This window comes from Synechococcus sp. RC10A2, from assembly GCF_047502605.1.
In genome coordinates this window covers 1-14394 of record NZ_JANSHP010000039.1, presented here as the reverse complement: position 1 = coordinate 14394, position 14394 = coordinate 1, and the positions used below count along the sequence as shown (strand labels likewise).

Sequence of the window (14394 nt, the reverse complement as noted above, 5' to 3'; positions counted from 1 at the left end):
CTCTCCTTCCTCTTGAATACCTGTACCCTATTTTAAATTAAAAGGCTGTACTTTTTCTTTTTGCCCAGGTTGGCTTCGGCGGCAGCCAGCTCCGCATCCAGGAGGGTTTGCCCGGTTGCCGCCAAATACACGTCATCCAAGCTGGGGCGAGATTGGCTGCTGCTAAACACCTCCAGCCCATGGGCCTCGAGGTGGGCGCGGATCTGGCTGAGGGGATCCTCCCCGTTGCGCTGCACCACCAGGTTGAGGGCGTTGCCCTGGGCGCTGTTGATCACCACTTTTTGGACAAAGGGCAGGGATCCCAGCAGTTCGGCCCCCCGTTGGGCCAGTTCTGGCGGCGCAAACTCCTGCAGCTTGACGGTGATGCGCTCGCCGCCGACGCGGGCTTTTAGCTCTTCTGGGGTGCCTTCGGCAATCACCTTGCCGCGGTCGATGATGGCCACCCGGTCGGCCAATAGGTCGATCTCCTCCAGGTAATGGCTGCTGAGCACCACTGTAACGCCGGTGTTCTTGAGCTGGCGCAGGAAGTCCCAGATGGCCTGCCGGCTGGGAACGTCTAGGCCCACCGTGGGCTCGTCCAAAACCAACACCTGGGGCTGGTGCAGCAGTCCTGCCGCCAGATCGAGGCGTTTGCGCAAGCCGCCGGAGTAGGTGCCGATGCGTTGGTCGGCCCGGTCGGCCAGCCCCAGTAATTCGAGGACGGTGGCAATCCGCTCTTGGGCCAAGGGCCGCGGCAGGTGGTAGAGATCGGCCTGCAACTGCAACAATTCTCGCCCCGTCAGCACCTTATCCAAAGCCACCTCCTGGGCAACAAAGCCCAGCTTTTCGCGTACTGCCTTGGGATTTTCGTTGACGGGGATCCCGCACACCTCGATCCGGCCTGCGTCGGGGCGCAGCAGGGTGCACAGGCAGTGCAGGGTGGTGGTTTTGCCGGCGCCGTTGGGGCCGAGAATGCCGTAGATCTGGCCGGGCTCTACTTGGAAGGAGACATCGGCCACGGCCACTGTGGAGCCGTAGCGCTTCTGGAGTTGTTCTACCAAGACTGCAGGGGTATCTGACATGGGCATCCACCTTTCGCTTCCTCTAAGCTATCAAGCCGGCTCAGGAGAAAGGAGTAGCGATTCCCTCAATTCCTCCCTCCCTATCGCCGACTCATGGCTCCCAACCCCATAGGGATGGTGGGATCCAAACCGAAGCTCAGGATATAGTGGTTCAGGCGACGCTGGGGGGCTGCAGGTGGATTTTCGCCGATTTCCCGCTCAGCCCGGTCGCCAATCTCTGTTGTGGGGAGAAGATGAATGGTGAAGCCAAAGCTTGCCTGCCGGCCTGCGCATCCCACCTGTGCGGGCCCGACTTCCCCTGTTCAATCTCTTATCCCAAATCTCGTCAAACCTAGACTGGGATCTTTGGCAGCTGGGGCGATCTTGGCGCTCGGCCTGGTCGGCTGTGGCGAGGCGACAACGCCGCTTAGCCCGCTGGAAAATGCCTTTCTGCGGGCCGACGACTTTGAAATTACAGGGGGATCCCCGACAGCGGGCGCGGTGGGGCCCTACTTGCAGTTCAACGTGCGGCGGCAGCGGGACAACCAGATCTTGAATCGCCCCTTCAACGTCTATGTGGAGAATGCGGGGCTGGCGGAAGGGCGGTCTCCTCTGGTCGATACCCAAAACCGCCCCATCCTGCTCCAACGCTCGGTGGCTTTTTTGGGCAACGGCCTGGACTTGAACAGAGATGGCCAGCCGGATCCGCCTCCCAGAGAACCCCCCAGCCTCAATAGCGGCCCGCTGCTGCCCTATGCGCCGCCCAACAATTGGCAGACGCGGGCCGTCCTCGCCTACGTCCCCGGCCAGGCCAACATCCCTGGACGGGGCCCTAGCGATCGCTTTGGCCTCTACTTCTCCTCCATCCTGCCCTACAGAGGGCAGCTCCGCTTCCGCGCCCGCGACGAGCTGGGCAACGCCTCTGCCCGCACCTTTGAGATCACCTATCCCCCAGCGCCCAGCCGGGCCACCGTCACCGTCACCTTGGCCAACGTCAGCGCCAGCGCCCAAGAGCCGGTGCTCATCGCCATCTGCAACCAGTTGGGGGCTGCTGCCGTGGTGGGCCTGCGGAGCGGCACCTTTACCGAGCTGGTGGATCTTTTGCCGGCCCCCAGCTTGCCGGTGGATCCCAATTTGAGCGAGCCCATCCGCTACGTGGCCGAGGCCTATCAGTTCAACCGCCAGCAAGCTGTCATCCGCGTCTCCCAGAATCCTGCGGATCCCAGCCGCATGAGCGTCCCCCTCTTGGGATCCGAGGGCGCAACCGGCAGGGCAGATTTAACCCTGGTGAGCTCCACCGATGACCGGCTCACCTGCTTCAACGACCGGCTCTCCGATCTGCGAAATACATTTTCCGACTTCTTCAGATAACAGTTAATGGCAGTTCTCCACATGGCCGGTTGGCGGCAAGCGAAGCCAGCGCCAGCTGAGGCATACCCTCTGGTTGTCCCAGATCGTCCAAAGTCTGCCGAAGAAGCTGGCAGAAAAACTGGAAAAATCTGTTCGTAGCGAGCCTTTTTTGGCTTTCTTCGCTTATCCGATTGTCCTATCGGCAAAATCCAGCTTGACTTGGGGCTGACCCCTTTTCCTGCCGGATTGGATTGCGATATGCTAGTTTCCCAACTCTAAAGCGTGATTCATTCCAAGCCGTTTTTCCCCATGAATCCCCATCGCTCCCAGGTCTCGGTTCCCATCCTGCAGGAAAGCTGGCACTTTCAAGAGCGGGATGCCTGTGGCGTTGGGTTTTTGGTGGATCGCCAGGGGAGAGCCAGCCACGAGCTGCTGCAAAAAACCCTCCAAGCTCTCGCCTGCATGGAGCACCGCGGCGGCTGCGGCGGCGACAACCAAAGCGGCGATGGGGCCGGCATTGCCACAGCCATTCCCTGGCAACTGCTGCAGGCAGAGAGGGACGAGATCCGGGCTTGGGATCCCGGCCGCAGCGCGGTGGGCATGGTGTTTTTGCCTCAGGCTCCCGCCGAGTGCCAGGCGGTACGCCAGCTTATCGACGACTACTTGGCCACCAGCGAGTGGGGGCGGCCCCTCTGGCGCCAGGTGCCGGTCAATCCGGAGTGCCTGGGGCCGATGGCGCGGCAAACCCTGCCTTCTATCTGGCAGATGCTTCTCACCCATCCCAGGCTGGCGGGAGATGAGCTGGAGCGGCAGCTCTATCTGCTGCGGCGGCGTCTGCGGCGGCAGGTGGAAAGCCGGTTTGGCTTTTATTCCATCTATTTTGCTTCTCTCTCCTGCCGGCTGATTGTCTACAAAGGCATGGTGCAATCGGCGGTGCTGGGCCAGTTTTACCGCGATCTGCACAACCCCCTCTACACCACCGCCTACGCCACCTATCACCGCCGCTTCAGCACCAACACCTTGCCCCGCTGGTCGCTGGCCCAGCCCTTCCGCTACCTCTGCCACAACGGCGAGATCAACACGTATCTCGGCAACGTCAACTGGATGGCTGCCCGCGAGCCCACCCTGGCCCATCCCCTCTGGGGCGAGGCCATCGAGGAGCTCAAACCCGTCATCGATCCCGGCAGCAGCGACTCAGCGGGCCTGGACGCGGTCTTTGAGCTCTTGATCGCGTCGGGCTACTCCAGCCAGCAGGCGATGATGGCGCTGATCCCGGAGGCCTACCGCCACCAGCCGGAGCTGCAAGATCGCCCGGAAGTGGTGGACTTCTACGAGTTCTTCGCCGGCCTGCAGGAAGCGTGGGACGGGCCGGCTATGGTGGTCTTCTGCGACGGCAAAACCATTGGCGCCACCCTGGATCGCAACGGCTTGCGCCCGGCCCGCTATGCCCTCAGCCGCGATGGGTTGCTGGTGGTGGCTTCAGAGGCCGGGGTGGTTCCGCTGCCGGAAGCCGAGATCCTGGAAAAGGGGCGGCTGGGGCCGGGGCAGATGCTGACGGTGGATCTGCAAAGTGGCCAGCTTTACAAAAACTGGGAGATCAAAACCCAGGTGGCAGCTCAGCACCCCTATGGGGAGTGGTTAAGGGCTCACCGCGTTCAGCTGGCTAGCCAAGACTTTGAGAACGCCCCGCAGCTTACCGAAGAGCAGCTGCTCCAACTGCAAACTGCCTGCGGCTACTCCTCGGAAGATGTGGAGATGATCATCGAGGAAATGGCCGCCACAGGCAAAGAGCCGGTTTTCAGCATGGGGGACGACGCGCCGCTGGCAGTGCTCTCCACCCAGCCCCACCCCCTTTACGACTACTTCAAGCAGCGCTTTGCCCAGGTAACCAACCCGGCTATTGATCCCCTGCGGGAGAGCCTGGTGATGTCTTTGGAGGTGTACCTGGGATCCAAAGGCAACCTGCTGGAGATTCGCCCAGAGCATGCCCGTCTGCTGCACTTGCGCAGCCCGGTGCTCAACGAGGCGGAGCTGGCCGCCCTGCAGCAGACGCCTTTTCCCTGCCGCACGCTGCCGATCCTCTACCCGGTGGCCGCTGGGCCAGCAGGGCTGGCCGCCCAGGTGCAAGCCCTCTGTCAAGAGGCGGCGCAAGCGGTGCGGGAGGGAGCAGAGATCTTAATCCTCTCGGATCGCGGCCTGAGCGCCGAGCAGGCCTTGATCCCGCCTCTGCTGGCCGTGGGGGCCATCCACCATCACCTCATCCAGGAGGGGCTGCGCCTGCGCGCTTCCCTGGTGGTGGAGACAGCCCAGTGCTGGAGTACCCACCACTTTGCCTGTCTAATTGGCTACGGGGCCAGCGCCGTCTGTCCCTACCTGGCCTATGAGGCGGTGCGCCAGTGGTGGCACAAGCCCAAGACGCAAACCCAAATGGCCGCCGGCAAGCTGCCCCAGCTCTCTCTGGCCGAAGCTCAACTGAAGTACCGGGCAGCTATCGAGGCGGGCTTGCTCAAGATCCTCTCCAAGATGGGCATTTCCCTCCTCTCCAGCTACCACGGGGCCCAGATCTTCGAGGCCATCGGCCTCAGCCAAGAGGTGATCGATCTGGCCTTCCGCGGCACGGTGTCGCGGGTGGGGGGGATGACGCTGGCGGATCTGGCCCGCGAGGGCATGGCCAATCACCAGCGAGCCTTCCCCCAGCTCACCTCGAAAAAGCTGGAGAACTTTGGCTTCATCCAAGCGCGGCCCAAGGGGGAATACCACATCAACAGCCCGGAGATGGCCAAGCTGCTCCACAAGGCCATTGCCTCAGGCCAGCCCGACCACTACGAGATCTACCGGACCTATCTGCGGGGCCGCACCCCCACAGCCTTGCGGGATCTGCTGGACTTTCGCAGCGACCGGGATCCCATTCCCCTGGAGGAGGTGGAGCCGGCCACCGAGATCTTCAAGCGCTTTGCCACGGGGGGAATGTCGCTGGGGGCCCTCAGCCGCGAGGCCCACGAGACCCTGGCCATTGCCATGAACCGCATCGGCGGCAAGTCCAACTCCGGCGAAGGCGGGGAAGATCCGGAGCGCTACATCCCCATCACCGATGTAACACCCGAGGGGACCTCGGCGCGCTTTCCTCACCTTAAGGGCCTGCGCATGGGGGACAACGCCAGCTCGGCGGTGAAGCAGGTGGCTTCGGGCCGCTTTGGCGTGACGCCGGAGTACCTGCTCAACGCGCGGCAAATCGAGATCAAAATTGCCCAGGGGGCCAAGCCGGGCGAAGGCGGACAACTGCCCGGCAAAAAGGTCAGCCCCTACATCGCCAAGCTGCGCCGCTCCAAGCCGGGGGTGACCCTGATCTCGCCGCCGCCCCACCACGACATCTACTCGATCGAGGATCTGGCGCAGTTGATCTTCGATTTGCACCAGGTTAACCCGCAGGCGCAGGTGTCGGTGAAGCTGGTGGCGGAGGTGGGCATCGGCACCGTGGCGGCGGGAGTGGCCAAGGCCAATGCCGACATCATCCAGATCTCCGGCCACGAGGGGGGCACAGGGGCCTCTCCCCTGAGCTCCATCAAACATGCGGGGGCACCCTGGGAGCTGGGCCTGGTGGAGGTGCATCATGCTCTCTTGGAAAACGGCCTGCGGCAGCGGGTAATTCTGCGGGTGGACGGCGGCATTCGCACCGGCTGGGAAGTGGTGATGGCGGCCATGCTGGGGGCAGAGGAGTTCGGCTTCGGGACAGTAGCCATGATTGCCGAGGGGTGCATCATGGCGCGGGTGTGCCACACCAACAACTGCCCGGTGGGGGTGACCAGCCAAAAGGAAGAGCTGCGCAAGCGCTTCCCTGGCACTCCGGACCAGGTGGTGACCTTCTTCGCCTTTGTGGCCGAGGAAGTGCGCCAGATCCTGGCCCGGCTGGGCTACCGCTCCCTGGAGGAGGTAATTGGGCGGGTGGATCTGCTCTGCCCCCGCGCCGATGTGGCTTTGGCGAAAACCCAGTCCTTGAATTTGGAGTGTCTGCTGCGAACTCCGCCGGGCTTTGATCCCCACAAGCGCCCAGAGTGGCTGGAGCACGAGCCGGTGCACTCCAATGGCCCGGTGCTGGATGACGCCATCTTGGCCCGGCCCGAGGTGCAAAAGGCCATCGAGACCTGCGGCGCGGCCATGCTGGAGCTGCCCATCGCCAACACCGACCGCTGCGTGGGCGGGCGCATTGCCGGCACCCTGGCTCGGCTGTATGGGGATACCGGCTTTGTCCGACAAGGGGGGCTGTTGGATCTGCGCTTTGTGGGCACAGCCGGCCAGAGCTTTGGGGCCTTTACCCTGGCGGGCATGCGCCTGACCCTGACGGGAGAAGCCAACGACTACGTGGGCAAGAGCATGTGCGGCGGTGAAATTGTCATTCTGGCTCCCCCAGAAGCCCCGCGGGATCCGGCGGAAAATGTAATCCTGGGCAACACCTGTCTGTACGGGGCCACGGGCGGATCCCTGTTTGCCAACGGCCAGGCGGGGGAGCGCTTTGCCGTGCGCAACTCCGGCGCCCAGGCGGTGATCGAGGGATCCGGCGACCACTGCTGCGAGTACATGACCGGCGGTGTGGTGGTGGTGCTGGGGCGGGTGGGCCGCAACCTGGGGGCGGGCATGACCGGCGGCCTGGCCTACGTGCTCGATGAAGAGGGCAACTTCCCCGCCAAGGTCAACGGCGAGATCGTGCGCATCCAGCGGATACAGACGGCGGCGGCGGAAGCGCAACTGAAGGGCCTGATCCAAGAGCACTACCGCCGCACCCATTCCCCCAAAGCCGAGCGCATCCTGCAGAACTGGGAGCGCTACCTGCCTCTGTTTTGGCAGGTGATCCCTCCTTCGGAGGAGGGGAGTGAGCTGACGGATCCGGCGCGATCCCAGCCGGCGGCGGTGCAGTCGTAGGGGGTTGTGGGGCCTGTCGGTAACACTTCTTATCCCCCCGCCGGCCACAAGGGCTGGTAAACTGCGAGAGTATACTGGCCTTTTCATCCTGTAACCCCTATGAGTTCCACTTTGCGAGCTGCCCAAACCCAGGCGCGAGTGCCCACCGAGACCATCCTGACGCCGCGCTTCTACACTACCGACTTCGAGGCCATCGGCAAGATGGGGTTAGGCGATCGAGAGGCCGACTTCCGGGCCATCTTGGAGGAGTTTCGCGCCGACTACAACCGCCACCACTTCGTCCGCGGCGAGGAGTTCAACCAAGATTGGGAAAGCCGGCTCGATCCGGAGGCGCGGCGGCTGTTTGTGGAGTTTTTGGAGCGCTCCTGCACGGCGGAGTTCTCCGGCTTCCTCCTCTACAAGGAGCTATCCCGCAGGCTGAAGGAGACCAACCCGGTCTTGGCTGAGTGCTTTGCCCTGATGAGCCGCGATGAAGCTCGCCATGCCGGCTTCCTCAACCGCGCCATGGGCGATTTCAACATGGCCTTTGATCTAGGCTTTTTAACCAAGCACAAGTCCTACACCTATTTCGCGCCCCGCTTTATCTTCTACGCCACTTATCTTTCCGAGAAGATTGGCTACTGGCGCTACATCCTCATCTACCGCCACCTAGAGGCCCATCCTGAAAACCGCATCTACCCCATCTTCAATTTCTTCAAGAACTGGTGCCAGGACGAGAACCGCCACGGCGATTTCTTTGCCCTCATGCTCCTGAGCCAGCCGCGGCTGCTCGAGGGGTGGGTGGCGGAGCTGTGGTGTCGCTTCTTCCTGCTGTCGGTGTTTGCCACCATGTACCTCAACGACGTGGGCGAGCGCCCAGGTTTCTACCGCCTCCTGGGCCTGGATCCGCACACCTACGACATGGAGGTGATCTACAAGACCAACCGCGAGGCGGCCAAGGTCTTCCCGGTGGTGCTGGATGTGGAGAACCCCGAGTTTGTGCGCCGGCTGCAGAAGTGCGTGGCCAACAACGCCAAGTTGAGGGAGATTGCCCGCGGAGCTGGGCCCTTCAAGAGCCTGCGCAAGCTGCCTCTTTACCTCAACAACGCCTACCAGTTCCTGCGGCTGTTCCTGCTCAAACCGCGCAAAGCTGGCTTTTACTTGTGGGAGCAGCCGGAGCCTCGGTTTGAAGGAACGGCTGTTTCCGCTTGAGCCGTTTTGACTCCAGCTCCCTATTGGTAAGCCTCGTGGGTTAGCCATGAACATCGCCGCCGAGATTACGCCCCTCTTTTTGTTGGGAACGCTGGCGTTTTTGGGTTGGGGCTTCTGGCGAGCCCGCCGGCGGGGATCCCTGGCCGTCTGGGTGTGGTTACAGGGATCCCTGCTCCTTTTGCCGTGGGTGGTCTTTCTGGGGCTGCTGTTGCTGGGGATCTACCTCAACTTCGCCGGCTTCCTGCTGCTGTTGCTGGTGTTCACGGGGCTCTACATTGCCGTGGGGCGCAAAACCCGTCAGTTGGCCCAGCAGGAGCTGCAGGCGCGGCGGCAGCAGTTGGCCCAGATGGAGGAGCGGCAGGAAATCCCCTCGGAAGGGGCTGGGGAGACGCCTGCCGAGCAGCCTTTGGTCTTGCGGGGCATCTCTGCGGAAGATTTGCAGGCCATTCAGTCCATCTTCAGCCTGGACACCTTTTTTGTGACTGAGACCATCCCCTATGGGGAGGGGGCGATCTTCAAGGGCAACCTACGGCGGGAGGCGGAGGGGGTGGTGCCGCTGCTGCAGGAAAGGCTAAGGGAGCGGCTGGGCAGCCGCTACCAACTGTTTTTGGTGGAAGATGCCTCAGAAAAGCCGGCGGTGGTGGTCTTGCCAGATGAGATTGTTAACTACCGCACCTCGAGGGGAGCCCAGATTCTGGCAGCAGGCCTAATGCTGGCTAGCTTTCTGGCCACTTTGGAGGTGGGGGCCAACCTGTTCGGCTTCCGGCTGTTGGAGGCGCCGGGGCGTTGGGTGGAGGCCCTGCCCGTGGCGGCGGGGATCTTCGCCATTTTGCTGGTGCACGAGACGGGCCACCGCTGGATGGCCGTCAAGTACGGCGTCCGCCTCAGCCCGGCTTTTGTTATCCCCAGCTTGGGGATCGGCACGCTGGGATCCCTAAACCGCATCCAGTCGCCGGTGCCCAACCGCAAGGCCCTGTTCGACATCGCCTTTGCCGGCCCGGCGGCGGGCGGCCTCCTTTCCTTGGTGGTGCTGCTGGTCGGCCTAAGGCTGTCTGGCTCCGGGGGGCTGTACGTGCCCACGGAGATCTTTCGCAGCTCCATCCTGGTGGGCACGCTGGCGCGGCTGGTGCTGGGATCCCAGTTGCAGGCGGAGCTGGTGCCCATTCACCCCTTCGTGGCGGTGGGCTGGATTGGCCTGGCCATCACCGCCTTGAGCTTGCTGCCGGCGGGGCAGTTGGACGGGGGTCGCATTGTGCAGGCGGTGTACGGGCGGAAGACGGCGGCCCGCGCCACGGTGATTACCCTGATTGCCCTGGCGGTGGCGGCCATCAGCAACGTCTTGGCCCTCTACTGGGCGCTGCTGATTCTCTTTATTGCCCGCGAGCCGGAGCGTCCCCCGCAGGATGAGATTACCGAGACCGACGGCCAACGGGATGCCTTGGCGTTGCTGGCCCTCTTTTTGATGGTGATGACCCTGCTGCCGATTGCCCCGGCCTTGGCAGGCTTTTTGAATTTTCCCAACGGCTAAAGATGTCGCCGCCGGGAAAGGGCTTTGGCCCCAGCCGAGAGAACCAGGAACAGCACCTGCAGCGCCTGCTGGTTCAGGCTGTCCACCATCACCAGGCGGGGCAACTGCCGGAGGCCATCTCCCTCTACCAACAGGTGTTGCAAGCCCAGCCCGCCCACCCGGAGGCGCTGCACCTCTTGGGGATCTGCCGGCAGCAGCAGGGATCCCTGGAAGAAGCCATTGCCCTGATGCAGCAGGCCTTGGCCCAGCAGCCGTGGTTTCCCGACGCCCACTACAATCTGGCAATTGTCCTCAAGCAGGTAGGCTGCCTGGAGGAGGCAAAAGCTCACCTCCAACAGGCTCTGGAGCAGGGGGGGCCGGATCCGGAAGTTCTGTACCAGTTGGGGCTGGTGCTGCGGCAACAGGGGGAGTTGGAGGCGGCCCTGGTACCCCTGAAGCAGGCTCTGGAGTTGCAGCCGGACTTTGCCGATGCCGCCTACACGCTGGCCATCCTGCTGCGCGATTGTGGCCGGGAGGCGGAAGCAGCGGAGCTGTTCTACCGCCTCTGGCAGGCCGATCCCGCCGATTTGGCCGCGGCCCTGGGCTGGTGCGTCAGCCAGTTGCCTTTGCTCTACGACACCCCTGAGCAAATTGCAAGCGCCCGCCAGCGCTACCGCCAAGCGCTGGAACAGGTCAAGGCCCGCTGGGCCCAACTGCCGCGGGATCCCGCTGCTTTAGAGCGCGCTGCCGCCGGCGTCGGCTCCGTCCAACCCTTCTTTCTGCCCTACCAGGGCCAGAACGACCGCGAGCTGCAGCACCTGTACGGATCCCTGGTGGGGGAGGTGATGGCGGCCCGCTACCCCCAGCCCCCTGTTGTCCTGCGGCGAGGTCCTGGCCGGCTGCGGGTGGGCATCGTCTCCGGCCTGTTCCGGGATCATTCGGTGTGGAAGATCTTGACCGGCGGCTGGGTAGAAGCTCTGGATCGCTCCCAAGTGGCCCTCTACGGCTTCCACACCTCGGCCGTCCAAGACGAGATCACGCGCTCCCTGCCCCCTCGTTTTGAGCAGTTTGTGGCCGGATCCCGCAGCCTGGCGGAGTGGCAGGCAACCCTTCGGGAGGCGCAACTGGACGTGCTCCTCTACCCGGAGGTGGGCATCGACCCGGTCTGTGCCCAGTTGGCCGCCCTGCGTTTGGCCCCTGTGCAGGCCATGGCCTGGGGACATCCGCAAACCTCTGGCCTGCCAACAATGGATGTTTTCCTCAGCAGCGAGCTGATGGAGCCGCCGGACGGGGCCGGCCACTACACCGAGCAGCTCCTGCCCCTGCCCGGCATCGGCACCTACTACATCCCTCTGGACATTGACCCCGCCCCTGTGGACTGGCTAGCCTGGGGGGTGGATCCCGACAGGGTGCTCTACCTCTGCGCCCAATCTCTGTTCAAGTACTTGCCGCAGTACGACGAGGTGTTCCCCCGCATTGCTCGGGAAGTGGGGCGGTGTCAATTCCTGTTTTTGCGAGGCCGCCTCTCCCAAGGGATCCGCCAGCGCTTTTGGCAACGGCTGCAGCGGGCCTTTCAAGCCTACGGCCTGGCCGCTGAAGACCATGTGCTGCTGTTGCCGGAGCTCTCGCCTGCCCAATATGCCGCCTACAACGCCCTGGGGGATGTTTACCTGGATAGCATCGGCTGGTCCGGCGGCAACACCACCCTGGAAGCCCTGCCCCATGGCCTGCCCATCGTCACGCTGCCGGGATCCCTGATGCGGGGCCGCCACACCTACGCCATCCTGCGGCAGATGGGGATCTACGAGACCATCGCCTCTAGCGTAGAGGAGTACATCCAGATTGCCGTGCGGCTGGGCCTGGATGACCGCTGGCGTGAGGAAATAGGGCAGCGGGTAAAAGCCCGCCAAGAGCGCCTCTACCGGGATCCCGCTCCCATCCGCGCCCTAGAAGCGTGGCTGCAAAGTCTGAAGACCTGAAGGTTAGTTTGGGTGGCCTAGTCCGGCCCGATAGCTCTGGCGCTAACTTGGCTGGGGAAGCCCTTCTCCAGCGGGATCCTGACCTTCCAAGCGGCAGAACAATTGCCGCATCAGCAGCTCCCGTTGGCCCAAAGAGAGATGGGGGGCAAGGGCGCTGGGAAAGTGGGGCATGGCCAGGGTGACGCGATCCAGCAAGTCAGCGCGGCGGTGCTTTTGCTGGATGGCCCAGGCCCGCTGCACCAGCTCAGCAGCCGTCTCCTGTTCTAGCCCTGCCTGTTGGGCCAGCCAAGCTGTCAACTGCTCCAAATCGGGGTCGAAGCGCAGCCGGTACATATAGACCAGCATGCCGATCCCCAGCACCAGGCCTACGGCGCTGGCCACGTAGGCGGCCTTGATGGAAGTTCCCGGCAGATAGGCCACCGCCGAGACGCGCAAAATTTCGTAAGGGATGCGGATCAAGCTATAGCCGACCACATAGGTCCAGACCCAGGTGCCATCTTTGAGCTTGGGGAAGCGCCAGAACATCCCCATCAAGAGAGCAAACAGAAGCAGGTTGAGCAGGCTTTCGTAGAAAAAGATGGGGTGGAAAAACTCAAACTGGCTGTAGTCAGGCTCGCGGGCTTGGGGGGGGATATATACCCGCAAGGGCCAACTGCTGTCTGGGGGAATGGGGGCTCCATAGGCCTCAGAGTTGAAAAAATTGCCCCAGCGCCCAATGGCCTGGCCCAAGATTAGCCCCGGCGTGATCACATCGGCGTACTTCCAGCCGTTGATCCCGGTGGCGCGGCAGTAAAGGTAGAGGGCAAGTGCACCAGCCAAGATCCCACCGTGGATGATGATGCCTCCCCGCCAGATGGCAAAGGCCAGGAGGGGGTTGTCTTGGAACTCTGACCAGTGGGTGAGGACGTAGTAGAGGCGGGCGCCCAGAAATCCCGATACCACTAGCCACAGGGCCAGGATCTCGACCCGTTCGCTGGCCTCGCCTGGCTCCTTCTCCAGGTGGCGGGCCTCCGCCAAGGCTTTGGTCAAGAGCAGCCCCAGCAACACGGCAATGGCCATCAGCAGGCCGTACCAGCGCAGCCCCAGCCCACCTACGAGAGGGGTTTCGGGGGGAAAGCGGAAGACAAATTCTCCCGGTGAGCTGAAGGTAAGGCCCAGCAGCCCTGCACTCCCTAGATTCATCGACAACACCCTCTGCACCCCAAAATCCCCCCATTCATTTCCAGCAGTCGGCTTCCATCAACCTCACCTGCTAGCAGGACGAAATCCTCTCCGGGTTCTTTTCTCCAGTTTTGAGCAGCCGTTCCCGCGCCTCGATAGGGATCCATTCTCCCCAATCTTGCCGCAGCAGCGATCCCCCCAGGCTGCCCAGGCCATTCTTCTGGGGGATGTCGGCCTCCTATTCGCGCAACACGTAGCCTACCCCGCGCACCGTCTGGATCAGGCGCTTCTCCCCTGGGCCTTCGATCTTAAGACGCAAGTAGCGAATATAGACCTCGATGATGTTGGAATCGCCTGTAAAGTCATAGCCCCACACATGCTCCAAAATTTGTTGGCGTGTGAGCACCTGGCGGGGGTGTTCCATCAGGTAGCGCAACAAGTCGTATTCCTTGGCCGTCAGCTCCACCTGTCGCTCTCCCCGGCTTGCCTGGCGTGTCACCGGATCCAGCGTCAGATCCATAAACACCAACCGGCTGTCGCCAGATCCCTTGGGGGGCTGCAGATAGATCCGTATCCGCGCCAGCAACTCCTGAAGGCTAAAGGGTTTGACCACATAGTCATCTGCCCCAGCATCCAGACCTGCCACCCGATCTGCCACCTCGTCGCTGGCAGTCATCAGCACCACGGGCACGCGGTTGCCCGTCAAGCGCAACTGCCGACAAACTTCCAACCCCGAGATCCCGGGCAACATCCAGTCCAGCAGCACCAAATCGGGGTTCTGGTCGCGGGCTGCCGCCAAGGCCACCGTGCCATCGCCGACCACACTCACCCGATATCCCCTATAGGCCAGCTCGGTTTCCAGGAAACGGGCCAGTTTGGCCTCATCTTCGATCACCAGAATGTGGGCTGAGGAGGATTCCGGTTCTGGCATATTCTCTCCTCAAAAGAAAAGGCAGGAAACTTGCTCACTGCTCACCAGCATACCCTAGCCGTGGGAACTGGCGGTACTAATCAATCCATCCTGCTTCCGAAGTTGGTTTGCTAGGTGTTGCTACTGTGCCCTTTAATTCTTTAACAGGCCGTACCTGAGTTCCTATAAGGGTTTTGGCCTGTCTAAATGACTAAAGATACTCCCCTACTTAGACCTGGAAAGCGTCCAGAGAGATTGCTGCCTTGCCTCGAAAAGTAGGTATATTTGACACTCCCACCGCCTAAAGGCGGGGGATTCTTACGCAGTCCACAAAAGAAC

Annotated in this window: 8 protein-coding genes; 5 read left to right on the top strand and 3 right to left on the bottom strand. The window is 62.6% G+C overall.

The genetic code is table 11. The annotated features are described in order from the left end of the window. Window positions 1-32: 32 nt before the first annotated feature. On the bottom strand, window positions 33-1067 hold the full coding sequence (locus NW848_RS03845; protein WP_414402803.1) for an ATP-binding cassette domain-containing protein: 1035 nt from the start codon (window positions 1065-1067) through the stop codon (window positions 33-35). A 339-nt stretch (window positions 1068-1406) separates the two neighbouring features. On the opposite strand from NW848_RS03845, the gene NW848_RS03840 reads away from it, so the two are divergent. The 5 genes from NW848_RS03840 to NW848_RS03820 all read left to right on the top strand — a co-directional run bounded on the left by NW848_RS03840 (window position 1407) and on the right by NW848_RS03820 (window position 11984). Continuing rightward, entirely contained in the window at window positions 1407-2411 is a 1005-nt protein-coding gene (locus NW848_RS03840) for a hypothetical protein (RefSeq protein WP_240527313.1), read from the top strand. A gap of 288 nt (window positions 2412-2699) precedes the next feature. Next, window positions 2700-7307: a glutamate synthase large subunit gene (gene gltB, locus NW848_RS03835; protein WP_011431483.1), complete on the top strand. Its 4608-nt coding sequence runs from the start codon at window positions 2700-2702 to the stop codon at window positions 7305-7307. A gap of 99 nt (window positions 7308-7406) precedes the next feature. After that, a complete protein-coding gene (gene acsF, locus NW848_RS03830; RefSeq protein WP_414402802.1) occupies window positions 7407-8498 on the top strand; it encodes a magnesium-protoporphyrin IX monomethyl ester (oxidative) cyclase in 1092 nt (363 codons plus the stop codon). Between the two features lie 46 nt (window positions 8499-8544). After that, window positions 8545-10026: a site-2 protease family protein gene (locus NW848_RS03825; protein ID WP_414390817.1), complete on the top strand. Its 1482-nt coding sequence runs from the start codon at window positions 8545-8547 to the stop codon at window positions 10024-10026. 2 nt (window positions 10027-10028) lie between these two features. Next, the gene (locus NW848_RS03820; protein ID WP_414402801.1) at window positions 10029-11984 is read left to right on the top strand and encodes a tetratricopeptide repeat protein; all 1956 of its coding nucleotides are present in this window, start codon (window positions 10029-10031) and stop codon (window positions 11982-11984) included. Window positions 11985-12026: 42 nt separating this feature from the next. On the opposite strand, the gene lgt is transcribed toward NW848_RS03820, so the two are convergent. Then, on the bottom strand, window positions 12027-13166 hold the full coding sequence (gene lgt, locus NW848_RS03815) for a prolipoprotein diacylglyceryl transferase (RefSeq protein ID WP_414508392.1): 1140 nt from the start codon (window positions 13164-13166) through the stop codon (window positions 12027-12029). A 217-nt stretch (window positions 13167-13383) separates the two neighbouring features. Beyond that, window positions 13384-14076, bottom strand: coding sequence for a response regulator transcription factor (locus NW848_RS03810; protein WP_011431479.1), 693 nt, complete (start codon window positions 14074-14076; stop codon window positions 13384-13386). Window positions 14077-14394: the final 318 nt, after the last annotated feature.